Genomic DNA, 24583 nt, shown 5'->3' with positions numbered 1-24583 from the left:
CCCCCGATATTATGAAACAAATAGCAGTGATTTTCTTTGGAATAATTTTCACTTTAAATGTAAACGCCCAGGATCTCTATATTCAAAGCGGAAAACTTGTAGACACCAAAAACGGAAAAGTCCTTACTGAAAAGACGATTGTAGTTTCGGGAAAGAAGATAAAAAGCATTGAAAATGGCTATGTACAACCGAAGAATTCAGGAGATTCTTTAATCGATCTTAGAAATATGACCGTGCTTCCTGGATTCACAGATATGCACGTACACCTGGAAAGCGAGACCAATCCGCAAAAATATCTTGAAACCTTTACTTTCAATGAAGCCGATTTCGCCTTTAATTCGGTAGGATTTGCAAAAACAACACTGCTGGCAGGTTTTACCACAGTACGGGAACTTGGTGGAAGCGGGGTAAACATAGCGCTTCGGAATGCAATCAATTCCGGAAAAATAGCAGGCCCAAGAATTTTTACGGCAGGGAAGTCCCTTGCAACAACAGGAGGCCATGCCGATCCTACAAATGGTTATAACCGTAATTTGGTTGGAGATCCCGGGCCCAAAGAAGGAGTGGTAAACAGTGTAGAAGATGCCGCAAAAGCGGTGAGGCAGAATTATAAAAATGGCGGTGATCTTATCAAGATCACCGCTACCGGTGGTGTGCTAAGTGTGGCTAAAAGCAGTTCCAACCCGCAGTTTACAGAGGAAGAGATAAGGGCGATAACAACTACCGCCAAAGATTATGGGTTTCACGTAGCGGCGCACGCTCACGGTGATGAAGGAATGCAGCGCGCCATAAGGGGAGGGGTTTTAACCATTGAACATGGAACCCTCATGAGTGAGGAAACTATGGATCTTATGATAAAATATAAGGCTTATTTGGTTCCAACTATTACTGCAGGAAAAGAGGTAAGTGAAAAGGCAAAAATTGAAAACTATTATCCCGCCCTTGTTGTTCCAAAAGCAAAGGAAATTGGACCCAAGATCCAGAACACTTTTGAAAAAGCATATAAACGTGGGGTAATGATAGCATTTGGAACAGATGCCGGAGTTTTTGAACACGGTAAGAACGCAAAGGAATTCGGTTATATGGTAGAGGTGGGAATGCCAGAAATGGAAGCTATTCAAAGCGCAACCATTATTCCCGCAAAAATTTTAAATATGGAATCCCAAAGTGGCCAAATAGCACCCGGATTTTTCGCTGATATTATCGCTGTGAACGAAGATCCGACTCAAAATATAAAAACCCTTGAGAATGTTGAGTTTGTGATGAAAGAAGGGAAAATTTACAAGAATTAATTTCCCAAACCTGAGCATAAAAAAAAACCTGATCGAGTGATCAGGTTTTTTTATGGTCTCAATTTTGTTTCAGAAAGCAGGTATACAAAAAGATAGCTTATTATTTAAACTACTGCTGATCCTACTTCTGCCGTCCGGTCTATTTTTTTTACCAGTCCCTGTAAAACTTTTCCTGGGCCAACTTCTGTAAAATGTGTTGCGCCATCCTTGATCATATTTTGAACAGATTGCGTCCATTTTACCGGAGCGGTAAGCTGAAACATCAAATTTTTCTTTATCTCTTCAGGATCTGTAACTCCAAAGGTGCTTACATTTTGATAGACCGGACAAATGGGAATGTTAAAAGTTGTGGCTTCAATTGCTTCAGCCAGTTGCTTTCTAGCCGGTTCCATAAGTGGAGAGTGAAAAGCTCCTCCTACGGGCAGGATCATCGCACGTTTGGCTCCTCGTTCCTTCAACATTACACAGGCTTTTTCTACGGCATCCACAGTTCCGGAAATCACTAATTGCCCGGGACAATTGTAATTGGCTGCAACCACTGTTCCATCAATTTTTGCGCAAATGGCTTCTACCAATTCATCTTCCATTCCTAATACTGCGGCCATGGTAGAAGATTGCATCTCACACGCTTGTTGCATTGCGACCGCTCTTCGGGCTACGAGTTTTAGGGCCGGTTCAAACTCGAGGGTCTTATTTGCTACCAGCGCCGATATTTCCCCCAGGGAATGTCCTGCAACCATATCCGGCTTAAAAGCTTCACCCATGATATTAGTGAGGATTACCGAATGCAGGAAAATAGCGGGTTGTGTAACTTTTGTCTGTTTCAGGTCTTCAGCAGATCCTTCAAACATGATATCTGTAATTGAAAAACCCAGGATCTCATTCGCTCTTTCAAATAATTTTTGAGCTTCAGGATACTTTTCATACAAGTCTAATCCCATTCCTGTAAACTGTGCCCCTTGACCGGGGAATATGTAAGCGTTCATGTATTTAATTTAGTTCAGCTAAAGTATAAATAAAAAAAAAGACCTCATAACATAAATTTGTTACAAGGCCTTTTTAGTGTAAATTCTTCTTTTTACAATTTTAATTTACCTTTTTCACCTACATCTGCTTTTTTTCCGGTGGCAGCGGCAAGTCCCATTTTAAATAGACTGATATATTTATTTTGTTTGGTATCCCAATAATAAGCTTCCTTAGGAGTGAATTTAAGTGCGCTTAGATTTGGATCATCTTCCCCTTCAAACCAGGCGTCATCTGAGCTGGAGTAAAGTCTTTTTAGTTTTTCCCTATCTGTTATGACCGAAGCCACTCCGTAAATACTTATAAATTCCATTCCCGAGGGATCGCTATATAGCAGTTGAACCTGAGGGTTTTTAACAATATTCGAATTATGCCCACTTTTCAATCCACTTAAGAACCAAATATCTCCTTCTTCATCCACTTCCTTCGTCGACATAGGAATTGCGCTAATTGGTTGTTTCTTTAAATCGGTAAGAAGCATGGCAGTTTTAATGTCATCAACCAAGGCTGTCATCTTTTTTAGTGCTTCTTTACTGGTCAAATTTTTTGTACTCATTTCGTATTTTCTTTACAAGTTAATGTCTCTTTAACCGGATTTGCGCCAAATAATTCTTAAAAGATAATGACTCATTGTTAAGTAATGTGAAATTAACTAAATCGTTTTATCATATCCATTACGGCGCTTTTATAGCCGGAGCCAAATAAGTTTAAATGTACCAGTAAATAATATAATTGCCAGATGGGAATTCTTTCCTCAAACCCGTTTGAAAGTGGAAATTCACTTTGGTAAGACTCAAACACTTGTTGATCGAATCCGCCAAAAAGCTGCATCATAGCTAAATCCATTTCCCTGGGGGCGTAGGCTATTGCCGGATCTATCAGGCAGGGGTGACCGGAAGAATTCACCAAATAATTCCCATTCCAAAGATCTCCATGAATAAGCGATGGCGGTTCCTGGGGTATTATTTCTGAAATATTTCTGAAGAAATTTCCGGATATTCCAAGATCATAATTTTTATCTTTTGCCAGTTTTAGCTGAGGTTCGAGCCGCTGACTAATATAAAATTCTGCAGAAGTAGTGCAGAAATTGTTTTGTTGAGAGAGGCTTCCTATATAATTATCATTGGCAAGTCCAAATTTTAAAGCGGTGTTTTTATGTAGCCCGGCCAGATGTTTTCCAAAGAGTTCCCAAAAATTTTCAGTTGGGTTTGCTGGAGCTTTATATTCCAGCAACAGGTAGGCTTTGCTCTTAAATTCTCCAACATCAAAAGCTTTTGGAACATCTATATTTTTAGCTTTTTTCAGGATTTCCAGACCCGCTTTTTCGGCATCGAACATGCCTGGGAATTTATGGGAAGAATTTAATTTTATCACGAATTTTTCAGAAGAAAGCGAAGTGATCAAAAAGACATCGTTAATAGATCCTCCTGACAATCGAGTGAAATTGGCTATTTGAAAATTATTTTTTTCGGCTAATTGATCAAAAATTGCCTTAAAATCTTCATTTGCGTTCATAGGTAAGATAAGTAAAAGCATATTGATGCTTTTCGTCCTTTTCATGAAATTTCTCTGAAACCAAATCCCATTGAGATTCATCAATTTCGGGAAAAAAAGTATCAGCTTTAAATTCCCCGTGTACGCGGGTGAGTTCTATTTTATCTGCAACATCCATCGTCATTTTGTAAATCTCACCGCCTCCAATTACAAAAGCTTGAGGATCATCCTTGGTTAATTCGATTGCCCGTTCCAGAGAATGAACTACTATTATACCGGGTTTTTTGAAATTCTCCTGCCTGGTAATTACCACATGCGTTCTGTTTGGTAAGGGCTGCGGAAAGGAATCGAAGGTTTTACGCCCCATGATAATATGATGTCCTGAGGTGATTTTTTTAAAGCGTTTAAAATCATCCGGAAGATGCCAGACCAAATCGTTGTTTTTCCCAAGCTCATTGTTCTCCCCTGCTGCAGCAATTAATGTAAGCATTCCCATTTAGTGGTTTAAAGGTTTGTCTGGGTTACGTGGATCATTTTCCTGAATTCTTATAGGTGCGGGATCTTCATATATTTTAGATTCTTCCTTTTTTTTAGGCTCAGGATGCTCTTTTTCTACCTTTTTTTGCATTTCCTCAATCCTGTCTCTTTGCTTCCTAACCAGTCTCTCCAACTGTTTTTGCTCCCATTCCTTGCCCATAAAACTATCGATAACCAGCACATTTAGCATATGGATAAGGAAGAAAAAAGTCCATAATAAAATAGCCCAGACAAACCAGTCATATCCCAATGGTTTTAAGTCTTCACGATACCCAATTACCACATTTATAACAATCAGGAGAACAGCACCTACAAGAAAAACTACAAAATGCTGAAATAACCTTCTTTTTTGAAGTGCTCTTTTTCTGGCATATTCATACATTTCTCTTTGTTCGGTATCAAGTTTGGAAGTGTTTTTCTTTTTGGAAAACATAATAAGAGGTACTTTAGTGTTTGATCAAATTTAAATATTTTTTTGCTTAAATGTTAAAGTTCTATGGAAAAATTAAGAAAACCTTTCCCGGTTTTACAGCAATATACTTATTTAAACACGGCCGCCTCTGGGCTTTTATCAGAAAAAGTTCTGGAATTTCGGCATGATCACGACCTGGATTTTTTGATTTCTGGCAGTATCCTAAAAAATAAACAGGGGGAGATCTTATCCGGAGTACGGGAAACGGTAGGGCAGTTCTTTAATTGTGCCCCAAACCGGGTAGCACTAGTACCCAACTTTTCGTATGGATTCAATACACTTTTGGAAGGATTGGATAAATCTAAAAAAGTGCTTTTACTCAATGGGGATTATCCTTCCATAACCTGGGCGGTTAGTTCCCGTAATTTTGAGATTTGTTATGCTCAAATAGATGAAAATCTGGAGCAGCATATAGAAACCTCTCTGGAAAGGGATCATCCGGATGTGTTTGCCTTTAGCATTGTACAGTATATAAGTGGAATAAAACTTTCTATAGATTTTTTGAAAAATTTAAAGCAAAAATTCCCGGAAATATTGTTTGTGGCCGATGGAACCCAGTATTGCGGCACCGAAATTTTTGATTTTGATGATTCTGGTCTGGATGTACTTATTTGCAGCACCTACAAATGGCTGAATGCTGGTTACGGAAATGCCTTTATCCTTTTAAATGCCAGTGTACAGGGAAAAATCGCTCCCAAGACTGTAGGCTTTAATTCCCTGCAGGGAAAATATAAAGCACATGAGGGAAACTTAATTGGAAAATTTGAACCCGGCCATCAGGACACGCTAAATTTCGGTAGTTTAAAAACCGCACTAGAACTGTTAAGCGATGTTGGAATAGAACTGGTTCAGGAGCGAATATCAACTTTGAGTCAACGGGCTAAGCAGGAATTTTCAGAAATGGGATTGCTCGCGGATATGATATTAAAAAGGAATAACACTCCTCTATTTTTAATATTAAAGGAGATGCTCAATTATTTGAGTTCCTTAAAAGCAAAGACATTATTTGTTCTCAAAGAGGAGATGGAATCCGCATTGCCTTTCATTATTTTAATACCGAAGAGGAACTGGAATTCCTTGTAAAAACCCTTCGGGAATATTTAAAAAGCTGATTTTATTCAGTTATTTTAATTTCTTTCCAAAATGCCACATAATTTTCAATTGGTTTGGCCGCATGACTCGCCTGAGGATAATACCAGGCTGCATCCTTGTTAAGCATGCCATCCACATTTACAGTAAAATAAGAAGCTTTTCCTTTCCACGGACAGCGCTTTGTTGTTGTGCTGGATTTGAAAAATTCCCTTTTAATGGATTCGATCGGGAAATAGTGATTGTTTTCCACAGTTTTCGTGTCATTGCTTTCTGCAATTACCGTATTGTTCCAAATTGCTTTCATATTTAGATGTTTCTTTATTTAATACCTTAAACGTGCTATTTTTTTCTGAAGATATAATTTTTATAATAATTGTTTTCATCCATAAAATAGTCGGCAACGATTAATCCCGCTTTTTCTGCCAGCCATTCCACAACGGCATCATCGTATTTCTGCGAAATTTCAGTATGAATGGTTTGCCAGGGATCGAAATGAATTTTAAGGTCCAGTCCTTCAATATGGACATCCTGGTCTATTTTACTAACCAGAAAGCTTTTTGCAGTTCCGGTTTCAGGATTATAGGTCTCCCAATGCAGGAATTGATCCGGGTTAAAATCCCCTCCAAACTCTGCGTTTATTCTAACGAGCAGGTTTTTGTTAAAGGCTTCTGTTACACCGGAAGCATCGTTATAGGCATCAAGGATCTTTTGAGGATGTTTTTTTTGATCGAATCCAATGAATACCATGTCTTCCATGCTCATCGCTTCCTGAATATGTTTTAGAAAATCTATAGCATCCTCATGCAAAAGATTGCCAATATTAGACCCCAGGACAAGGATCACTTTTTTCCTGGTATTGAAGGCTGACAGCTTTTTCAGAGTTTCAAAATATGTTCCCTGCTGAATTTTTATAGGTACTTCCGGGATCTCTTTTTTAAGCGATTTTTCTAATTCTTCCAGGGCATTCGGGCTAATATCGATGGGTAGATAATTGAAATCCAGCTTTTGATCTACCAGGTATTTCAGCAGTAGTTTGGTTTTTTTACCGTCTCCCGCTCCCAGTTCTATAAGATCAAAACCTTCGGGGCCTGTAAATTTTTCCGCAATTTCAGCAGTATGTTTGCTCAAAATATCAAATTCACAGTTGGTAAGATAATATTCCGGAAGGTTCATAATATCCTGAAATAGCTTATCTCCTCTTTTATCATAAATGTATTTTGATAAAAGGTATCGGGGATTACTGGTTAGGCCTGTATAAACATCTTCTTCAAAAGCTGATTTAAAGCGGGTTTTTATGGTGTTTTTCATTCTGAATATCTTGTTATTTTACCAGTCTCAGGCCGGTAAATTGCCATCGAAGATGTGGATGGAAAAAATTGCGGTAGGTTGGTCTTGAATGATGGGCGGCTGTGGCCACAGAGCTTCCACGAAGTACTTTTTGATTCACCATGAACTTTCCGTTGTATTCCCCAAGGGCACCATCGGCTTTTTGATAGTTTGGATAAGGAGTATAAGCACTTTCTGTCCATTCCCATCGGCTTCCCCATTCAAAATGTTCCTGTGCGATCTCCCATTCAAATTCTGTGGGCAGTCGCATTCCTTTCCATTGTGCAAATGCAAAAGCCTCGTAATAGGAAATATGTGCCAGCGGAGCATCGGGATTCATTTTTAGAAGACCCTGCAGTGTATATTGATGCCATTGTCCATCTATTTTATGCCAGTAAAATGGATCTTTTATGTTATTGGTATTTATCCAGTCCCATCCTTCTGCGTGCCATAATAAGACATCTTCGTAACCACCGGCTTCCATAAATTCCAGAAATTCTGCATTGGTTACCAGTTTATTGGAAATTTTAAAATCGTTGAGATAGGTTTTGTGTCTTCCAAATTCATTGTCGTAGGCAAAAGATGCTCCTTTATGGCCCACCTCATAAATTCCTTCAGAAATTTCTATCCATTCTTTTGAAAAATTCTGAATACTATTTTCCTCAAATTGCTGATTATATTGCGGTAAGAGCGGGTTGTTGCCTAAAATATATTTAATATCTGTAAGCAGTAATTCCTGATGTTGTTTTTCGTGATGACAACCAATTTCTATCACTTTTAAAATCTCTTCAGAAAGATCTTCAGAAGGGTTTAAAAATTTGGAAAGGGCATTGGAAACATAAACCCTGTATTTATAAACCCATATAACGGTAGGCCGGGAAAGGTTTCCGCGATCGGTACGAACAACTTTGTCGCCTACGCTCTCATAATAACTGTTGAAAACATAAGCGGAATTTGCATCGAACAGCTTATAGCCCTTTTGATATTTCTTCAAAACAAACTCCTCAAAAAACCAGGTAGTATGTCCTAAATGCCACTTTGGAGGGGAGACATCCACTACCGGCTGCACCACATAGTCTTCTGTCTCCAGATAGGAACAGATTTTTTCAGAATTTGCCCGTGTTTCTGAAAACAACTTTAATAGTTCTTCTGGTGAGATCATAAATCCGGTGGTATCTTAAGTGCTTATCAAAGTTACAAATTTTTAGGAATGTTAGAGTTACACCGTCGTTAACGCAAAGTTAAAGTATAAACTGATCAGGATTTAGATGAAATCCTGCGCAAACCCGATGGATGAGCATCGTGGGAATAAAAATGTTGTTGGGATTAAAAAGTAAAGGGCATTTTATATTTAACGGAAATCGGTTTTCCTCCGCTTTTCCCGGGGGTCATTTTTGGAAATAGTTTTACAATTCGCATCGCTTCCTGGTTGATCTCCTTTTTAGAACCTTCTGCGGTAACTTTGCAAACTTCTCCATTTTCATCTATAAAGAAGCTTATGGTTGTTTTACCTCTAATAAATTTTCCATCCTTATCGCGCGGAAATTTGTAATTTTCCTTGATATGCTGTGCGACCATCTTGTTAAAACAGTCTTCTGAAGCTGCATTGCTTTTTTCGCATCCGGGCCATACCGGTGCGATTTCCTTAACCGTAATTGTATTTCCTGAGACTTTTACACCTTCCTGGGCGAAACCAAGGCCTGTGACAAAGAAAACTGCGACAACCAAAATTAATTTTTTCATTTTGTTTAGGGTATAAAATTTGAGTGGAATCCGGATCAATTAAATATAGGTTTCTGCTAAACAGCCACTTTTCCTTTTATATGCGGATGCGGATCATAATTCTCCAGGCTGAAGTCTTCAAATTTGAAGCCAAAAATGTCTTTCACCTCCGGATTGATGGTTATTGTAGGTAATTTCCTGGGTTCTCTTGAAAGTTGAAGCTCCACCTGTTCAATATGATTGGTGTAAATATGTGCATCGCCAAAAGTGTGAATAAATTCTCCAGGCTCCAAGTCGCAAACCTGTGCTATCATCATATTAAACAGGGCATAGGAGGCGATGTTAAAGGGCACTCCCAGAAAAATATCGGCACTGCGCTGGTATAACTGAAGTGATAAACGCGATTTCGCATGTGCTTCTGAACCTTCCGGCGGTGGACTTACATAGAACTGAAAAAAGGCATGACAGGGTGGTAAAGCGGCTTTTCCTTCAGCTACATTTTCTGAAAAAGTTTTTGAAGTATCTGGCAAAACCGAAGGATTCCATGCAGAAACCAACATTCTCCGGCTGTTGGGGTTGGTTTTCAAAGCTTTTATAAGTTCACTTATCTGGTCTATTTCTTCATTATTCCAGTTCCTCCATTGATGGCCATAAACAGGTCCAAGATCTCCTTTTTCATCTGCCCAGCTGTTCCATATTTTTACTCCGTTCTTTTGAAGGTATTCAATGTTTGTATCTCCGTTTAAAAACCAAAGCAGTTCGTGTATAATGGATTTTAAGTGAAGCTTTTTGGTGGTTACCATGGGGAAACCTTCACTTAGGTCAAAACGCATCTGATAACCAAAAACACTTTTGGTCCCTGTTCCGGTTCGGTCTCCTTTATGAACTCCGTTTTCCAGAACGTGTTTTATTAAATCGTGATATTGTTTCATAGGTGTTTTCTGATTTAAATCGGGTCAGTGAATTTTATTAGCTGATGCAATCTTGCTTCTGCAAAATAAATTCGGAAGATAGACTTTCAAATATAAAAGATCTGAAAGAATTTCAAAAGCTAAAATATAGCATTGGGAGATAGATTGAAACTTTTTGCCTCGAAATTCTTGATATTTCTTCCTTAGCACAGCTGGTAAAATAATTATTGGGTAATCGATTTAGCCAATGAGCATTCCCGCGATGGTCGCAGACAACAGGGAAGCTATTGTTCCTCCAATCAATGCTTTCATTCCAAATTCCGACAAGGTTTTGCGTTTTCCGGGGGCGAGCGATCCTATTCCGCCAATCTGGATTCCTATAGAGGCAAAGTTGGCAAAACCGCAAAGCATATAAGTTGCCATAATCACCGATTTTTCATAATTCAAACTTAATGCGTTCAGCGGGTTCTTTAGCTCGGCGAGTTGGATGTAGCCCACAAATTCACTTGCGGCAAGTTTTATTCCCAGCAGTTGTCCCATCAGCATCATATCCTCTTTGGCAACCCCAATTAACCACATAAGCGGGGCGAAAATCGTCCCTAAAATAGATTCCAGGGAAAATTTGGAATAGGGCGTATATGCAGCCATAACCGAGTTAAGGGATGTAATTCCTCCCAGATAACCCAGGATATAATTGATCATCGCAATAAAAGAAATAAATACCAGCAGCATTGCAGCAACATTCGCTGCAAGTTTTAATCCTTCGGTAGTTCCGTTGGCTATGGCATCCAGAATATTGGATCCAATTTTTTCAGAAGAAACTTCCACATTGGTATTGATGGCTTCCTGCTGCGGATACAATATTTTGGAGATTACGATCGCTCCTGGTGCAGCCATTACAGATGCTGCCAGAAGGTGCTTGGCAAACTGCAGGCGTAATACAGGATCTGTCCCGCCAAGAAAACCAATGTATGCGGCCAAAACACCCCCGGCTACCGTAGCCATTCCGCCAATCATCACCAGCAAAATTTCAGAACGTGTCATTCGTTCCAAATAGGCTTTAATCATCAATGGGGCTTCGGTTTGTCCTAAAAAGATATTTCCCGCAACACTCAAACTTTCTGCTCCGGAAATTCCAAGCAGTTTTGTCATGATTTTTGCCAGGCCTTTTACTACTATTTGTATTATTCCAAGGTAAAATAATACGGAAGTTAAGGCAGAGAAGAAGATAATTGTAGGGAGTACCTGGAACAGAAATATAAATCCAAAACTATCCACATTCATCATTCCCCCAAGTAAAAATTCACTTCCTGCCCTGGTGAAATCAAGGATAAGCACGAATATTTTTCCTACGAATTCAAAAATATTTTTAATGAAAGTTACCTTAAGAACCCCTATAGCCAGCAGCATTTGTGCGGTAAGTCCTATTAAAACTGTTTTCCAATTGATAGCTTTTTTATTGCTGCTGAAGAATAATGCTATAAGAAGAAGGACGAGCATCCCTAAAACGCCCCTCCAAACACTATCTATTGAAAGCCCGGCGCTGGGAATCATTTCTTTGGAAGCTTCAGCGGGAATAATGGCTTCAATTAATTGAGGTGTTTCCTTAAATGTATAAGAATTGTAATTGTCTGAAATTGTAAGCGAAGTATCACTCAATTCAGCAACCCGAAATTTCCTGATGGTATCATTGGGAGGATTGTAGAAAAATATCAGTAAATTATTTTGATAGAGATAATCTCCCTGGGCTTTTATAAAATCCCCTTTTGCAGCTTTAATCTCAAACCTGCCCTCGTTGAGTAAAAGTTGGTCCTGATTTGAAAAATGCTTCTGAATTTGTGCGCTGTCTTCACTCTTCTGAAAACTCCAGTTTTTTGAGAGTGTTTGCGCCTGAATTATAAAAATACCAAAAAATAAAAAGAACAGGGTAAACCTATATTTCTTCATGAACAAATTCTATTTGCGTTTGGAAATTTCATCTCTTAGGCGGGCAGCTTTCTCATAATCCTCATTTTTTACTGCCTGAGAGAGTAAGGTTTCCAGTTCGTCCAGGGACATTTTCTTGTAATTTGTATCTGGTGTTTCTTCCTTTTGAGGCAGGATATCATCTACATCCATATTTTCTATAGTTGGAGATGAAGATTTCGGTGTCGCAGATTCCTGTTCTCCTTTTAAATAGATTCCGGCCTTGTCAAGTATATTTTTATAAGTAAATATAGGAGCGTTAAACCTAAGTGCTAAAGCAATGGCATCACTTGTTCGCGCATCTATAATCTCTTCTATTTTATCGCGCTCACAAATAAGGCTGGAATAAAATACCCCATCCACCAGTTTGTGAATTATCACTTGTTTTACCACAATTTCAAACCTGTCGGAAAAATTCTTAAACAGGTCGTGGGTTAATGGTCTTGGAGGTTTAATCTCTTTTTCAAGCGCAATCGCGATAGACTGGGCTTCAAATGCACCAATCACAATAGGGAGTTTCCTATCGCCATCCACTTCACTTAAAATAAGTGCATAGGCGCCATTTTGGGTTTGACTATAAGATATTCCTTTAATATTAAGGCGTACTAAACTCATTTATCTAAAATTAAAAAGGGCTGTCTAAATAAGGACAATATACCAAATTCAGACAGCCCTTTAAAGGCTTGCAAGTTATAAAAATTATGCGTTTTTAGCTTTAAATTCTTTCAGTTTTTCATTTAGTTTAGGGACTATTTCAAAGGCATCGCCCACAACTCCGTAATCTGCAGCTTTAAAAAAGGGTGCTTCAGGATCATTATTGATAACGACTTTTACTTTAGAGGAATTAATTCCCGCCAAATGCTGAATAGCTCCGGAAATACCAATAGCTATGTAAAGATTGGCAGCAACCGGCTTTCCGGTTTGGCCAACGTGTTCTCCGTGAGGTCTCCATCCCATATCGCTTACGGGCTTTGAACAGGCAGTTGCCGCTCCAAGGATATCTGCAAGCTCTTCCAGCATTCCCCAGTTTTCCGGGCCTTTAAGACCACGCCCACCAGAGACCACTATTTCTGCATCGGCAATTGTTACTTTATCTTTGGCCTTATCTACATTGGTAACCTGAACAGAAAAATCTTCATCGGATAGACTTGGTGAAAAATCTTCAGCAGCAGCGTCGGCTTTATTTTCTTTTAATCCGAATGCATTTTTAGATAATCCTAAAAGTTTTACATCGGTTTCAATATTGGTGAAACTGAATGCTTTATTGGTAAAAGCGGTTCTTTTTACTGTGAATGGACCGGTGCTTTCCGGCAATGCAACTACGTTTGATACATAACCTGCATTTAAATGAACAGCAAGAAGCGGAGCGAGGTATTTGCTGTTTGCACTTTGGCTTACAACAATCACTTTCGATTCTTCCTTTGATGCAGCTTGGTGCAATACATCGGCATAGGCTTCAGCATTGAAATTCTTAAGTTTCTCGTTGTTTACTTTTAATACTTTATCTATCCCGTAATTCCCTAATTCTGAAGGATCGTCAACATTGAAAGTCACTGCGGTAACTTCTGTTTCAAGCATTTGGGCAATTTCCCTGGCATACGAAGCTACCTCAAAGGAAGCTGTTTTGAATTTCCCATCTTCGGATTCTATATATACTAAAACTGACATATTTTATTTTTTTATTTTGGTTTTGAAAACCTGTGATGTTTACTTTTTTAGAACTTTAGTAGGCTAACTTTGAATTTATTAGATAACTTTTGCTTCGTTGTGCAGCAAATTGATAAGTTCATCCAAATTGTCCGGATCCACCAGTTTAACAGCACCTTTTGGTTCTGGCTTTTCAAATTTTGCAATGCTGGTTTGAACTGCTACTTCTTCAGGTTCTACAACATTCATAGGTTTTTTTCTTGCCTGCATTATCCCGCGCATATTTGGTATCCTAAGGTCGCTTTCTTCTACAAGCCCTTTTTGGGCACCAATCACCAATGGAAGGTAAGTGGTAACACTTTCTTTACCACCGTCAATTTCCCGAATGGCTTTTGCCTCGTTTCCTTCAACTTCTAAATTTATACATGTGTTTACGAAATTGGCTTTTAGCAATCCAGCAAGCATTCCCGGGACCATCCCGCCATTATAATCTATAGATTCTCTCCCCGCAATAACAAGGTCATAACCGCCATCTGTTACAACTTTAGCAAGTTGTTTGGCTACCTGGAAACCATCGGTTGCGGGAGTGTTTACGCGAATCGCGCTATCGGCTCCAATTGCAAGGGCTTTACGAAGGGTTGGCTCGGTTTCCGGTCCTCCTACGTTTACAACATCTACCGTTGCACCCTGTTTTTCCTTGAACCACATAGACCTGGTAAGGCCAAATTCATCATTGGGGTTTATTACAAACTGAACCCCGTTGGTGTCAAACTGGGTATTATCATCGGTAAAGTTGATTTTTGAAGTAGTGTCCGGAACGTGACTTATACACACTAATATTTTCATTTATAGAGTCTTTTTAAGAGTTTAAAAAATTATGGATTACGAAGATAAGGAAATTAAATCGAAATTTACTATGCGCGCATAGTAAATATCTTGAGGGAGTATTAGCTAAACTTTTTCGATTCTGTCACTGAGGGCTTAATTCCCCGAGGCATTGTCACGAATTTTTAAAAGTATTTTCCAATTCATACCTTATTGCTTGCCCCAAGGTTTTTGATTTACTATTTTTGTTTTTTAATAGAGACCTTAACTATTTTACGAGATAATGAAGACAATTCAGTTTAGAGAAGCCATACAGCAAGCCATGAGTGAGGAAATGCGATTAGATGAAAGCATTTACTTAATGGGAGAAGAAGTAGCAGAATATAACGGTGCCTATAAAGCCTCCAAAGGAATGTTGGACGAATTTGGTCCTGAAAGAGTAATAGATACGCCAATTGCAGAGCTTGGTTTTTCCGGGATCGCCATTGGAAGCGCAATGAATGGCAACAGGCCAATTGTTGAGTATATGACTTTCAACTTCGCTTTGGTAGGAATTGATCAAATTATAAACAACGCTGCTAAATTAAGACAAATGAGCGGAGGGCAATTCAATATTCCAATCGTTTTCCGTGGGCCTACAGCTTCTGCAGGCCAGTTGGGAGCAACACACTCCCAGGCATTTGAGAGCTGGTTCGCCAACTGTCCGGGTCTAAAAGTAGTGGTGCCTTCCAATCCTTATGATGCAAAAGGGCTATTAAAATCGGCCATTCGTGATAACGATCCGGTTATTTTTATGGAAAGTGAACAAATGTATGGAGATAAGGGAGAAGTTCCTGAAGAAGAATATACCATTCCAATAGGTGTTGGCGAGGTAAAAAGAGAAGGAAACGATGTTACTATAGTTTCCTTCGGAAAAATTATAAAAGAAGCTTATAAAGCTGCAGACGAATTGGAAAAAGAGGGTATCTCTTGTGAGATCATCGATTTACGTACAATTCGTCCAATGGACAGTGAAATGATACTTAAATCGGTTAAAAAAACAAACCGTCTTGTGATTTTGGAAGAGGCATGGCCTTTTGGAAATATCTCTACAGAAATTACCTACCAGGTACAAATGCATGCCTTCGATTATTTGGATGCTCCAATAATCAAGATAAATACCGCCGATACTCCGGCGCCATATTCTCCGGTTCTTTTAAAAGAATGGATACCAAATAGCACCGATGTTGTAAAAGCGGTTAAAAAAGTGCTTTACAAATAGGTTTATAGACTAATATTTGAAACTTCATCTTTTACAGGTGAAGTTTTTTTTTGCCCTTTTATGAAAAAGATCTTCCCTTTTATAGTTGTTTTTGCTGCTTTTTTCAGCTCTTATGCCCAAACCCGACTTAGTGGAATTGTGCAGGATAAGACGGGAACTTCAATAGCTTTTGCCAATGTTGTTTTTCTGAATTCTTCTGAAGGAACCACAACGAATCAAGAGGGAAAGTTTTATCTAACCTCCGGAAAAGATCAGGATTCAGCAGAATTCTCTTATGTAGGTTATAAAACTTTGATAATTCCTCTAAAGAAAGGTGATAATCTAAATATGAAGGTGGTTTTAACCGAAGCCTCAGAGCAATTATCGGAAGTGAAGATCTATCAGGGAAAAACTTCCAAAACCAATAATCCGGCACTGGATATTCTCCGGAAGATATGGGAGAACAAACGGGAGAACGGAATAAATAAATTTGCACAGTACCAGTTCCGGAAATACGAAAAGATAGAATTTAAACTTAATTCCATCGACAGCTCCGTGATCAAAAATCCCATCTTCAATGGGATGGAATTCATTTTCGATAATCTCGATACCAATAAAGTCACCGGAAAAGCCTATTTGCCCATCTTCATAAATGAATCGGCTCTTAAGGTATATGGGGATAACAAGACCGGAAAAAAACGCGTGGATCTTTTGGGAAACAAAAATTCCGGTTTCAGTGAAAATCAGAACCTGATCGCCATGGTAAAGGATATTTATGACGAATATGACATCTATAAAAACTATTTGCAGTTTTTCGATAAAAATTTTGTCAGTCCGCTTTCCACAACAGGAATCAACAATTACAACTATGTCCTGAAAGACAGTGCTTATATAGGAGATACTTGGTGTTACAACATACAATATTATCCCCGCAGGAAAAACGAGCTCACCTTTAAAGGGGATTTTTGGGTAAATGATACCACCTGGGCCATTCGAAAAATTAATCTCGAAATGACCGAAAGTGCCAATTTAAATTGGATTACCGGGGTTTATATAGAGCAGGAATTTGAAGTCCTGAACGATTCTGTTTTTCTTATTACAAAGGATATTTTTCAGGCAGATTTTGCTTTTCAGGAGAAGGCCGATGCCCGTGGGATCTCCGGGAAAAAGACAATATTATATGATGATTATGAATTTAACATTAAAAACACTTCCGAATTTTTCCGCAGGGAAGTGATTGAATTTCAGAAAGAAGTGTACACCAGGGATGATGATTTTTGGGCTGAAAACAGGATGGAACCCTTAAGCGGTCAGGAGCGGGCAGTTTATAAAATGATAGATACCCTGCAAACAGTTAAGGCTTTTAAAAGGCTATATAATCTCGCAACAATTGCAGAATCTGGTTATATAGAATTTAATGGCTGGGATTTTGGTCCTGTTTATTCCATTTTTGGGTACAATGCAGTAGAAGGGTTTAGAGTGAGAGCGGGCGGAAGAACTTATTTTGGACAAAATGATCCCTGGAGAATTCAGGGCTATGGTGCCTATGGTTTCAGGGATCAGAAATTTAAATATGGAATTTTAGGAAGCTGGTTGTTGGATAAAAAATCCAGATTGATAGTTTCTGCCGGTACCCGTCGGGACGTGGAACAGTTGGGAACCAGTCTTACCAATTCTACAGATGTTATGGGAAGAAGTCTGGCTTCATCTTCTCTTATCAATGTTGGGGACAATGATAAATTAAGCTCGATAAATCTTTCGGTTGTTTCTGTTGAAATGGAACCCTTTCAAAATTTCACGGTCCGGGTTTCGGGGTCTTTCAGAAATTTAAAGCCGGCGTCACCAGGTTTCAGCCTTGATTATTATACAGATGAAGCCCGAACTGAAAGTGCTTCGGAGATCGATCAAACCGAAATATCCACGATTATAAATTATTCCCCAGGGCGAAAAACTTCAAGCTACGGCGTAGAAAGAACCGTGGTAAATGGAGGGGATTTTCCAACCATTTTTTTAAGTTACAGCCTGGGTGTAAAGGATATTTTGAACAGTGATTTTGATTATAAACGACTTCAGTTTTTTTACGATCAGCCAATTTTTATTGGAGGATTTGGTAAATCCAATGTAAGCTTGGAAGCTGGTATAACTTTTGGCGCTGTTCCCCTGGGTTTATTAAGTGTTGTGCCTGGAAACCAGACCTATTTTGCGCTGTATAATTCATTTTCACTATTGAATTTCTATGAATTTGTAACAGATACTTACCTGGCAGTGCATTTGGAACACAACTTTAACGGAAGATTATTTGCGAGAATTCCCGGTTTACGGAATTTAAATCTACGTGAAATTGTTGGAATAAAAGGGGTTTTGGGATCAATTTCTGAAGAAAACAAACGCCTGAATGCATCAGGAATTCGGTTGATAGCACCAAACGATGAGCCATACTGGCAATATAGTTTAGGGGTGGGAAATATCTTTAAGTTCCTGAGGCTCGATGCCCATTTTCGCGGGAATTATTTTGATATTCCCGATGCCCGAAAATTTGGGGTTACAGCCACTTTCGGTTTTCACTTTTAATTAATAGTAATAAGGTTGTAAATACCTATATTTGCCGCCTTGAAAAAGATTAAAAAATAAGAAAATGAACGATACTTTTGATGTGTTGATAGAGATCCCGAAGGGAAGTAGAAACAAGTATGAATATGATTTTGAATTGAAGAAAGTCCGGTATGACAGGATGATCTTTTCTTCTATGATGTATCCTGCAGATTATGGGTTTATTCCTAATACATTGGCTTTGGATAGCGATCCTCTGGATGTATTGGTATTGGTTGCAGAGCCTACCTTTCCGGGAATAGTGATGGAAGTGAAGCCAATTGGTGTTTTCCATATGGCCGATGAAAAAGGACCGGATGAAAAAATAATTTGTGTGCCCATTTCAGATCCTATCTGGAACCGCATTAACGATTTGGATGAACTCAATGGGCATTTATTGAAAGAGATCGAACATTTCTTTAGAGTTTATAAGGATCTTGAGAAAAAGAAGGTCGATGTTGGAGGATTTGGGGATGCTGCAGAAGCAAAAAAGATCATTAAGCAGTGCATAGAGCGATATGAAAATTATGATGGGGATAAAAGCAGATTTGGAATATAATCCCATAATTTTTTAAAAGCAAAGAATTTAAATCAAAGACCTCGGGGTATTAATCCCTCAATGAGGGATTAAAGCAATAACCTAATAGTTATTGCTTTTTTAATTATCCCTGTTTTACTACTTTAGCCGTATTAACTAACAATTAACAACTAATATGGATTCAGTGATTATTTATTTGCCGGTGGTACTGGCAATATTAGGTCTTCTTTTTATGTGGATAAAAAGATCTTGGGTAATGAAGCAAGATGCCGGAGACGGAAAAATGAAGGATATTGCATCTCACATTTATGAAGGAGCCCTTGCATTTTTAAATGCAGAATATAAATTGTTAACCTTTTTTGTAATAGGCGCCAGTATTGTTTTGGCTGGAGTTTCTGTTATTGTTCCTACCACACACTGGCTAATTGTAATCGCCTTTATATTTGGCGCATTTTTTTCGGCGCTTGCCGGAAATATGGGGATGAAGATTGCCACCCAAACCAATGTTAGAACTACGCAGGCCGCCCGTACCAGTTTGCCCCAGGCACTTAAAGTTTCTTTTGGTGGTGGTACCGTAATGGGATTGGGTGTTGCAGGTCTTGCAGTTCTTGGACTTACCGCCTTTTTTATATTTTTCTTTCACTATTTTATGGGAGGAGAATGGACCAGTACTGCTCAAATGACTATTGTGCTGGAAACCCTGGCTGGTTTTTCTCTGGGAGCCGAATCCATTGCGCTTTTTGCAAGAGTGGGTGGTGGTATTTATACCAAAGCAGCCGATGTAGGTGCCGATCTTGTTGGAAAGGTGGAAGCTGGAATTCCCGAAGATGATCCACGTAACCCTGCAACTATTGCAGATAATGTTGGGGATAATGTTGGCGATGTTGCCGGAATGGGTGCCGATCTCTTCGGAAGTTATGTAGCTACGGTTTTAGCGGCTATGGTTCTGGGTAATTATGTTATTCAGGATATGGGTGGAAATATCGTAAATGAAGGTTTTGGTGGAATTGGGCCTATATTACTTCCAATGTCTATAGCCGGGGTAGGGATTATTATTTCTATCATTGGGACTTTACTGGTTAAGATTTCCAATAACAACGCTAAAGAGGCTGAAGTACAACGTGCCCTCAATATTGGAAACTGGGTATCTATAGCTTTGGTGGCGGTTTCCTGCTTCTTTCTTGTGCGCTGGATGTTACCAACAAATACAATGACCATGGGCTTCTTCATTGGTGGCGAAGAAGGATTTGAATATAAAACCATCTCTTCCATGCGGGTATTCTATGCTACTTTGGTAGGACTTGGAGTTGGTGGATTTATCTCTGCCGTGACCGAATACTATACAGGTCTGGGTAAAAAACCGGTTTTATCGATCGTACAAAAATCCAGTACCGGTGCCGGAACAAATATTATTGCAGGACTTGCAACCGGTATGATCTCAACTTTCTCTTCTATTTTGCTTTTTGCCGCGGCGATATGGGCATCTTATGCACTTGCAGGATTCTATGGAGTTGCCCTGGCCGCATCGGCCATGATGGCGACCACCGCTATGCAACTTGCTATAGATGCCTTTGGTCCTATTTCTGATAATGCCGGCGGAATTGCTGAAATGAGTGAACTCCCCGCAGAAGTTAGGGAACGTACAGATATTCTTGATTCTGTAGGAAATACCACGGCCGCAACCGGAAAAGGATTTGCAATAGCTTCAGCTGCACTTACCTCTTTGGCTTTATTTGCAGCCTATGTAACCTTTACCGGGATAGATGGGATCAATATTTTTAAAGCTCCTGTACTCGCTATGTTGTTTGTAGGAGGAATGGTGCCAGTGGTATTTTCGGCATTGGCAATGAATTCTGTAGGAAAAGCAGCGATGCAAATGGTGAATGAAGTTCGAAGACAATTTAGGGAAATTCCCGGAATTATGGAAGGTACCGGCAAACCGGAATACGATAAATGTGTTGCAATTTCTACCAAGGCAGCCTTAAGGGAGATGTTATTACCAGGCGTTTTAACCATTGGGTTTCCAATTGCTATTGTAGTTATTCCAATGCTTTTTGGATTTGAAAATTTAATGATCGCAGAGATCTTAGGTGGATATATGGCCGGGGTAACTGTAAGTGGTGTGCTTTGGGCAATTTTTCAGAACAACGCAGGTGGAGCCTGGGACAATGCTAAGAAATCTTTTGAGGCAGGTGTATTGATCGATGGGGAAATGACCTACAAAGGCTCTGAAGCTCATAAGGCAGCCATTACCGGAGATACCGTGGGAGATCCTTTTAAAGATACCTCTGGGCCTTCTATGAACATACTTATCAAGCTTACCTGCTTGATAGGTTTGGTGATTGCTCCAATTTTAGGAGATCATTCTGTAGACGATATTCCAAATCTTCCAGAGGATTCCGGAATGGTTCAAACCAGTGAGTTCAATTCTCTTTCAAACGGAGAACAATCCATTTCTAAAGAAGTTCAGGTGAAAATGACTACCGAAGGTGAGCAAACTGTTGCCAGCGTAAGGATTACAACTATGGAAAATGGAAAATCTGATGTTCAGGTGAAAACTTTCAGAGGAACAGAAGCTGAAGTGAAAGCTCAAATTGAGAATCTGTAAAAGGGATATCCTTTACTATTAACTAAGAAAGAGCCCAAATTGGGCTCTTTTCCATTTAAAGAATCAGGTGATTATATCGCTTTTTTATTCAACCGATTTTCGGCCATCTTATTCAGTTTTTCATCGGCGCTGTGCTCTTCATCCAATGTTTTCTGAAGTTTCTTTGCAATGGCTGTATGCCCAAGTTCCTTTGCATATCTTACAACAGTACCATAGCCGGAAATTTCATAATGCTCCACACGTTGCGCTTCTGCGATAAGACCAGCATCTTTCACCGCTTTCTCGGCATCTTCCTCTATCATGGATTGAGCCTCTTTTATAAGCCCCTTCATTGCTTTACATTCTTCCCCGGTAGGCTTAATTCCCAGTTCATCACACACTTCTTCCAACCTTTTTTTATGGATTTTGGTTTCTTCCAAATGCCCTTTAAATGCTTCCTGAAGTTTCGAATCACTAGCGGCTTTGGTCATTTTTGGCAATGCTTCAATAAGCTGGTTTTCGGCACTGTAAAGGTCTTTCAATTGGTGCTCAAATAAATCTTCTAATTTTTTCATGATTTTTATATTAAAATGGTTTTGGTTAAAATTAGAATCTAAAGAGTTGTTATTGAGTTAAATGAATGATAAAAGTCTGTTGTTAACTTATTAAAATTTCAGCCGGAAATTTTATCCTGAAAATCAATTAAAAGTTCTTCGGAAGTGAAATTGATCTTTTTAAAAAGTTTTTAGTAGTCCGATACTAAGCTGAAATTATGAAAGGCAGGAATAACTCTCTTAATTCTTAAAATACCGCTAAATAACGAGGTGTTTTATGGGTTATCATTAGTTTAAAAGTATTTTAGGGGCTTGAACAAATCATAAGAGATGCGTAAACGCCTAAAAAAATCCCTGGGCTTCTATAAGGAAATAGACAATGTGCTAATTACTCCATACCGGAGTTACGGCACCCGGAATCACCTGTATTTATTAGGCAGGGCTTTGGATGACATTCCCTTGAAAATCGTGGAAGATCAGTCGTTTTTTAAAACCATTAAAAATACCATTCGCCAGTTTGATACCTTCGAAATAGCAAATGCTCAAATTGAACTTGAAATCCCGGATCTTCTAAAATTAAGCACTAAAGCAGATGATGAAGGATATTTTCTCTTTGATAAAACTGTACCCCAGGACCTTAGTTTGGCAGCAGATGCAGAGGGTTGGGTAAAAGTGGATATTCGATATACAGATGAACGAAATCCAGAATCTAAATTGGAAAAAGATCATTTCCAGGGAGAACTTTTAATTCCGGAAACGGAAGCGGAATATGGCGTGATAAGCGATATAGATGATACGATTTTACATACGGGAGTAACATCTTTTTTCAAGCTTAGGTTGCTTAAAAACTCATTGCTAACCAATGCATACGAAAGAATTCCTTTAAAAGGTGCTCCGGAGCTCTATCAAAAACTGCATTTGGGGAAAAGCGGAAGGAATAAAAATCCAATGTTTTACCTAAGCAATAGTCCCTGGAATTTGTACCAGTACTTAAAACTATTCCTGGATTTCAATAATTTTCCCAAAGGACCAATTTTACTTCGGAATTTCAGGACTCCGTTTGACAGAAGTCTTAAACCTGAAAAACCTCACAAGCAAAAAGAAATCATCAATATCCTGAAAACATATCCCGATTTAAATTTTATTCTGATAGGGGACAGCGGAGAGCATGATGCCAGCATTTATACCGATATAGCAGTGCAATATCCGGAAAGGATCCTCGCGATTTATTTACGAAGCGTTAATCATAAAAGACAAATGCAGCGTGTGCAAAGCATAGTAGATGATTTTGAGACCACGCCTGTTTTAATGACCGATTCTTCTAAAGAGGCAGAGGAACACGCCAGGGAAAGCGGGTTTATCCTATAATGCCTGAAAAGCTGGTTTTTGAAAATCCTGCGCGAGTCGTTGTGTTTTATTCAATTTTATTTGCCTGTTTCCTGTTGCTCCACCGGAGATTTTCTGGGCATAGTTCTAAAAATAAGATCCCATAAGGGAGATGAAACGCCAAAAGCACGATCGGGTTCTCTGTAGTGATGTATGCTGTGATGATGCCAGAGGATTTTCAGTAAATTCCGGGGAACCCTGAAGGCATGTACCGAGTAATGAACTCCCAGATAAGCCGTGTAACCCATCAAAAACCCGGATAAAAATCCGAAGGCATAATCTCCCATGATACTGCGATAGATTATAAAAAATATCGTGGCCAGAATAAGACTTAGCACCGGCGGCATGGCAAGTCTGGATTTATCTTTAGGATACTCATGATGTACCCCGTGAATGGTGTAAGCAAATTTTTCGCGCTTTGGATTGGTAACAGGTAAGTGGAATAAGTACCTGTGCATTAAATACTCAATAAATGTGAAAAATAAGAACCCGAAAATAAATAGCAGTACCATTCCAGGCACCTGAAATCCTTTTTCTACTAATCCATAATAGATTAGGAAGGCAGAGATCACTGAAAAAATTAGGAGGGGAATCAGGATGTGAGTCCTGGTTAATTTTTCTAAATAAGGATTCTTCATCAAAACCGCAGAACCCTTATGTTTTGGGCGGTTTTTTGCAGCATTCATGTTACATGGAGTTTAGAACAATCCGTGCAATTCAGCGTCAATTCTAGTGATTATTTCCCCTAAATGCTCCGGATTATCAACAAAATTAATATTATCAACGTCAATGATAAGTAAATTCCCTTTGTCATAAAGATGAACCCAGGCTTCATACCGTTCATTGAGTCTACTAAGATAATCTATAGAAATTGAATTTTCATATTCCCTGCCTCGTTTATGGATTTGTGAAACCAGGTTTGGGATGCTGCTGCGTAAATAAATTAAAAGGTCCGGACCCTTCACAACACTTTCCATAAGGTCGAAAAGTGATTTGTAATTTTCAAAATCGCGGTTAGGCATAAGCCCCATAGAATGCAGGTTAGGCGCGAAAATATGGGCGTCTTCATAAATAGTTCTGTCCTGAATGATCTTCTTTCCGCTCTCCCGAATTTCCAGAATCTGGCGAAATCTACTGTTTAAAAAATAGATTTGAAGGTTGAAAGACCAGCGTTCCATCTTGTTATAAAAATCCTCTAAATACGGGTTTTCCAGTACATCTTCATATTGGGGTTCCCATTTGTAATGTTTTGCTAATAATTTTGTGAGGGTGGTTTTTCCCGCCCCAATATTTCCTGCAATGGCTACATGCATATTAATGATTTTTCGGATGGTTAAGTTTGAAGAAATTAATTCAACGAGGGTAAAGATACAAGTTTTAAGC

24 protein-coding genes are annotated in these 24583 nt (G+C 39.0%); 7 read left to right on the top strand and 17 right to left on the bottom strand.

Features of this window, described 5'->3' with window-relative positions; translation table 11 throughout:
* The first annotated feature begins 11 nt into the window (after nucleotides 1-11).
* Complete coding sequence (locus ACKGJN_RS12150; protein ID WP_409539784.1) at nucleotides 12-1292, top strand: metal-dependent hydrolase family protein; 1281 nt, start codon at nucleotides 12-14, stop codon at nucleotides 1290-1292.
* 104 nt (nucleotides 1293-1396) lie between these two features.
* Here the strand turns inward: ACKGJN_RS12150 and fabD are convergent, their stop codons facing one another.
* From fabD to ACKGJN_RS12125, 5 genes are all read right to left on the bottom strand, one after another.
* Entirely contained in the window at nucleotides 1397-2278 is an 882-nt protein-coding gene (fabD, locus tag ACKGJN_RS12145; RefSeq protein WP_409539782.1) for an ACP S-malonyltransferase, read from the bottom strand.
* A gap of 92 nt (nucleotides 2279-2370) precedes the next feature.
* A complete protein-coding gene (locus tag ACKGJN_RS12140; RefSeq protein ID WP_409539781.1) occupies nucleotides 2371-2871 on the bottom strand; it encodes a pyridoxamine 5'-phosphate oxidase family protein in 501 nt (166 codons plus the stop codon).
* Nucleotides 2872-2963: 92 nt separating this feature from the next.
* Nucleotides 2964-3851: a fructosamine kinase family protein gene (locus ACKGJN_RS12135; protein WP_409539779.1), complete on the bottom strand. Its 888-nt coding sequence runs from the start codon at nucleotides 3849-3851 to the stop codon at nucleotides 2964-2966.
* A complete protein-coding gene (locus tag ACKGJN_RS12130) occupies nucleotides 3817-4299 on the bottom strand; it encodes a dihydrofolate reductase (protein WP_409539778.1) in 483 nt (160 codons plus the stop codon). Before ACKGJN_RS12130 ends, ACKGJN_RS12135 begins: the two co-directional genes overlap by 35 nt.
* Nucleotides 4300-4305: 6 nt before the next feature.
* Nucleotides 4306-4779 (bottom strand): 2TM domain-containing protein, encoded by a 474-nt coding sequence (locus tag ACKGJN_RS12125; RefSeq protein WP_409539777.1) that lies wholly within the window; start codon nucleotides 4777-4779, stop codon nucleotides 4306-4308.
* A 63-nt stretch (nucleotides 4780-4842) separates the two neighbouring features.
* On the opposite strand from ACKGJN_RS12125, the gene ACKGJN_RS12120 reads away from it, so the two are divergent.
* Nucleotides 4843-5901 carry an aminotransferase class V-fold PLP-dependent enzyme gene (locus ACKGJN_RS12120; protein WP_409539776.1) on the top strand — a complete coding sequence of 353 codons (1059 nt, stop codon included), beginning with the start codon at nucleotides 4843-4845 and terminating at the stop codon, nucleotides 5899-5901.
* A gap of 31 nt (nucleotides 5902-5932) precedes the next feature.
* Here ACKGJN_RS12120 and ACKGJN_RS12115 read toward each other — a convergent pair whose 3' ends face one another.
* The 9 genes from ACKGJN_RS12115 to ACKGJN_RS12075 all read right to left on the bottom strand — a co-directional run bounded on the left by ACKGJN_RS12115 (nucleotide 5933) and on the right by ACKGJN_RS12075 (nucleotide 14327).
* Complete coding sequence (locus tag ACKGJN_RS12115) at nucleotides 5933-6214, bottom strand: DUF427 domain-containing protein (RefSeq protein WP_409539774.1); 282 nt, start codon at nucleotides 6212-6214, stop codon at nucleotides 5933-5935.
* Nucleotides 6215-6249: 35 nt separating this feature from the next.
* A complete protein-coding gene (locus ACKGJN_RS12110; RefSeq protein ID WP_409539773.1) occupies nucleotides 6250-7218 on the bottom strand; it encodes an L-histidine N(alpha)-methyltransferase in 969 nt (322 codons plus the stop codon).
* 13 nt (nucleotides 7219-7231) lie between these two features.
* Nucleotides 7232-8398 carry an ergothioneine biosynthesis protein EgtB gene (gene egtB / locus ACKGJN_RS12105; protein WP_409539772.1) on the bottom strand — a complete coding sequence of 389 codons (1167 nt, stop codon included), beginning with the start codon at nucleotides 8396-8398 and terminating at the stop codon, nucleotides 7232-7234.
* A 164-nt stretch (nucleotides 8399-8562) separates the two neighbouring features.
* Nucleotides 8563-8979: an energy transducer TonB gene (locus tag ACKGJN_RS12100; RefSeq protein ID WP_409539771.1), complete on the bottom strand. Its 417-nt coding sequence runs from the start codon at nucleotides 8977-8979 to the stop codon at nucleotides 8563-8565.
* A 56-nt stretch (nucleotides 8980-9035) separates the two neighbouring features.
* A complete protein-coding gene (locus tag ACKGJN_RS12095; RefSeq protein WP_409539770.1) occupies nucleotides 9036-9890 on the bottom strand; it encodes a thymidylate synthase in 855 nt (284 codons plus the stop codon).
* Between the two features lie 219 nt (nucleotides 9891-10109).
* Nucleotides 10110-11816, bottom strand: coding sequence for a NupC/NupG family nucleoside CNT transporter (locus ACKGJN_RS12090; protein ID WP_409539768.1), 1707 nt, complete (start codon nucleotides 11814-11816; stop codon nucleotides 10110-10112).
* Between the two features lie 9 nt (nucleotides 11817-11825).
* Complete coding sequence (locus ACKGJN_RS12085; RefSeq protein ID WP_409539767.1) at nucleotides 11826-12449, bottom strand: bifunctional nuclease family protein; 624 nt, start codon at nucleotides 12447-12449, stop codon at nucleotides 11826-11828.
* Between the two features lie 84 nt (nucleotides 12450-12533).
* Nucleotides 12534-13502 (bottom strand): electron transfer flavoprotein subunit alpha/FixB family protein, encoded by a 969-nt coding sequence (locus tag ACKGJN_RS12080; RefSeq protein WP_409539766.1) that lies wholly within the window; start codon nucleotides 13500-13502, stop codon nucleotides 12534-12536.
* 78 nt (nucleotides 13503-13580) lie between these two features.
* Nucleotides 13581-14327, bottom strand: a complete 747-nt coding sequence (locus ACKGJN_RS12075; RefSeq protein WP_409539765.1) for an electron transfer flavoprotein subunit beta/FixA family protein — start codon at nucleotides 14325-14327, stop codon at nucleotides 13581-13583.
* A 262-nt stretch (nucleotides 14328-14589) separates the two neighbouring features.
* Between ACKGJN_RS12075 and ACKGJN_RS12070 the strand changes: the two genes are divergently transcribed.
* The 4 genes from ACKGJN_RS12070 (at nucleotide 14590) to ACKGJN_RS12055 (ending at nucleotide 21281) form a co-directional block, all read left to right on the top strand.
* On the top strand, nucleotides 14590-15567 hold the full coding sequence (locus ACKGJN_RS12070; protein WP_409539763.1) for a pyruvate dehydrogenase complex E1 component subunit beta: 978 nt from the start codon (nucleotides 14590-14592) through the stop codon (nucleotides 15565-15567).
* 60 nt (nucleotides 15568-15627) lie between these two features.
* Nucleotides 15628-18117: a DUF5686 family protein gene (locus ACKGJN_RS12065; protein WP_409539762.1), complete on the top strand. Its 2490-nt coding sequence runs from the start codon at nucleotides 15628-15630 to the stop codon at nucleotides 18115-18117.
* 64 nt (nucleotides 18118-18181) lie between these two features.
* On the top strand, nucleotides 18182-18694 hold the full coding sequence (locus ACKGJN_RS12060) for an inorganic diphosphatase (protein ID WP_409539761.1): 513 nt from the start codon (nucleotides 18182-18184) through the stop codon (nucleotides 18692-18694).
* Between the two features lie 154 nt (nucleotides 18695-18848).
* Nucleotides 18849-21281 (top strand): sodium-translocating pyrophosphatase, encoded by a 2433-nt coding sequence (locus tag ACKGJN_RS12055; protein ID WP_409539760.1) that lies wholly within the window; start codon nucleotides 18849-18851, stop codon nucleotides 21279-21281.
* A 71-nt stretch (nucleotides 21282-21352) separates the two neighbouring features.
* Here the strand turns inward: ACKGJN_RS12055 and ACKGJN_RS12050 are convergent, their stop codons facing one another.
* Complete coding sequence (locus tag ACKGJN_RS12050) at nucleotides 21353-21835, bottom strand: YciE/YciF ferroxidase family protein (RefSeq protein ID WP_409539759.1); 483 nt, start codon at nucleotides 21833-21835, stop codon at nucleotides 21353-21355.
* A gap of 309 nt (nucleotides 21836-22144) precedes the next feature.
* Between ACKGJN_RS12050 and ACKGJN_RS12045 the strand changes: the two genes are divergently transcribed.
* Nucleotides 22145-23182 (top strand): App1 family protein, encoded by a 1038-nt coding sequence (locus ACKGJN_RS12045; RefSeq protein ID WP_409539758.1) that lies wholly within the window; start codon nucleotides 22145-22147, stop codon nucleotides 23180-23182.
* A 56-nt stretch (nucleotides 23183-23238) separates the two neighbouring features.
* Here the strand turns inward: ACKGJN_RS12045 and ACKGJN_RS12040 are convergent, their stop codons facing one another.
* Both ACKGJN_RS12040 and ACKGJN_RS12035 read right to left on the bottom strand, forming a co-directional pair.
* Complete coding sequence (locus ACKGJN_RS12040) at nucleotides 23239-23886, bottom strand: sterol desaturase family protein (RefSeq protein WP_409539757.1); 648 nt, start codon at nucleotides 23884-23886, stop codon at nucleotides 23239-23241.
* A 12-nt stretch (nucleotides 23887-23898) separates the two neighbouring features.
* The gene (locus ACKGJN_RS12035; protein WP_409539756.1) at nucleotides 23899-24513 is read right to left on the bottom strand and encodes a deoxynucleoside kinase; all 615 of its coding nucleotides are present in this window, start codon (nucleotides 24511-24513) and stop codon (nucleotides 23899-23901) included.
* Between the last annotated feature and the right edge of the window lie 70 nt (nucleotides 24514-24583).

It is taken from the genome of Gillisia xinjiangensis (genome assembly GCF_046298265.1).
GTDB classification, from domain to species: domain Bacteria; phylum Bacteroidota; class Bacteroidia; order Flavobacteriales; family Flavobacteriaceae; genus Gillisia; species Gillisia xinjiangensis.
Note: the sequence above shows the minus strand (reverse complement) of the source record. Positions and strands in the feature narration are given on the sequence as shown.

What these genes read in the sequence shown, in the direction of transcription:
- ACKGJN_RS12060 (WP_409539761.1), top strand. Translation starts at nt 18,182, where the DNA reads ATGAACGATACTTTTGATGTGTTGATAGAGATCCCGAAGGGAAGTAGA.
- ACKGJN_RS12120 (WP_409539776.1), top strand. Translation starts at nt 4,843, where the DNA reads ATGGAAAAATTAAGAAAACCTTTCCCGGTTTTACAGCAATATACTTAT.
- ACKGJN_RS12135 (WP_409539779.1), bottom strand. Translation starts at nt 3,851, where the DNA reads ATGCTTTTACTTATCTTACCTATGAACGCAAATGAAGATTTTAAGGCA.
- ACKGJN_RS12115 (WP_409539774.1), bottom strand. Translation starts at nt 6,214, where the DNA reads ATGAAAGCAATTTGGAACAATACGGTAATTGCAGAAAGCAATGACACG.
- ACKGJN_RS12130 (WP_409539778.1), bottom strand. Translation starts at nt 4,299, where the DNA reads ATGCTTACATTAATTGCTGCAGCAGGGGAGAACAATGAGCTTGGGAAA.
- ACKGJN_RS12075 (WP_409539765.1), bottom strand. Translation starts at nt 14,327, where the DNA reads ATGAAAATATTAGTGTGTATAAGTCACGTTCCGGACACTACTTCAAAA.
- ACKGJN_RS12080 (WP_409539766.1), bottom strand. Translation starts at nt 13,502, where the DNA reads ATGTCAGTTTTAGTATATATAGAATCCGAAGATGGGAAATTCAAAACA.
- ACKGJN_RS12055 (WP_409539760.1), top strand. Translation starts at nt 18,849, where the DNA reads ATGGATTCAGTGATTATTTATTTGCCGGTGGTACTGGCAATATTAGGT.
- ACKGJN_RS12070 (WP_409539763.1), top strand. Translation starts at nt 14,590, where the DNA reads ATGAAGACAATTCAGTTTAGAGAAGCCATACAGCAAGCCATGAGTGAG.
- egtB (WP_409539772.1), bottom strand. Translation starts at nt 8,398, where the DNA reads ATGATCTCACCAGAAGAACTATTAAAGTTGTTTTCAGAAACACGGGCA.
- ACKGJN_RS12040 (WP_409539757.1), bottom strand. Translation starts at nt 23,886, where the DNA reads ATGAATGCTGCAAAAAACCGCCCAAAACATAAGGGTTCTGCGGTTTTG.
- ACKGJN_RS12150 (WP_409539784.1), top strand. Translation starts at nt 12, where the DNA reads ATGAAACAAATAGCAGTGATTTTCTTTGGAATAATTTTCACTTTAAAT.
- ACKGJN_RS12125 (WP_409539777.1), bottom strand. Translation starts at nt 4,779, where the DNA reads ATGTTTTCCAAAAAGAAAAACACTTCCAAACTTGATACCGAACAAAGA.
- ACKGJN_RS12045 (WP_409539758.1), top strand. Translation starts at nt 22,145, where the DNA reads ATGCGTAAACGCCTAAAAAAATCCCTGGGCTTCTATAAGGAAATAGAC.
- fabD (WP_409539782.1), bottom strand. Translation starts at nt 2,278, where the DNA reads ATGAACGCTTACATATTCCCCGGTCAAGGGGCACAGTTTACAGGAATG.
- ACKGJN_RS12090 (WP_409539768.1), bottom strand. Translation starts at nt 11,816, where the DNA reads ATGAAGAAATATAGGTTTACCCTGTTCTTTTTATTTTTTGGTATTTTT.
- ACKGJN_RS12035 (WP_409539756.1), bottom strand. Translation starts at nt 24,513, where the DNA reads ATGCATGTAGCCATTGCAGGAAATATTGGGGCGGGAAAAACCACCCTC.
- ACKGJN_RS12065 (WP_409539762.1), top strand. Translation starts at nt 15,628, where the DNA reads ATGAAAAAGATCTTCCCTTTTATAGTTGTTTTTGCTGCTTTTTTCAGC.
- ACKGJN_RS12085 (WP_409539767.1), bottom strand. Translation starts at nt 12,449, where the DNA reads ATGAGTTTAGTACGCCTTAATATTAAAGGAATATCTTATAGTCAAACC.
- ACKGJN_RS12050 (WP_409539759.1), bottom strand. Translation starts at nt 21,835, where the DNA reads ATGAAAAAATTAGAAGATTTATTTGAGCACCAATTGAAAGACCTTTAC.
- ACKGJN_RS12110 (WP_409539773.1), bottom strand. Translation starts at nt 7,218, where the DNA reads ATGAAAAACACCATAAAAACCCGCTTTAAATCAGCTTTTGAAGAAGAT.
- ACKGJN_RS12100 (WP_409539771.1), bottom strand. Translation starts at nt 8,979, where the DNA reads ATGAAAAAATTAATTTTGGTTGTCGCAGTTTTCTTTGTCACAGGCCTT.
- ACKGJN_RS12095 (WP_409539770.1), bottom strand. Translation starts at nt 9,890, where the DNA reads ATGAAACAATATCACGATTTAATAAAACACGTTCTGGAAAACGGAGTT.
- ACKGJN_RS12140 (WP_409539781.1), bottom strand. Translation starts at nt 2,871, where the DNA reads ATGAGTACAAAAAATTTGACCAGTAAAGAAGCACTAAAAAAGATGACA.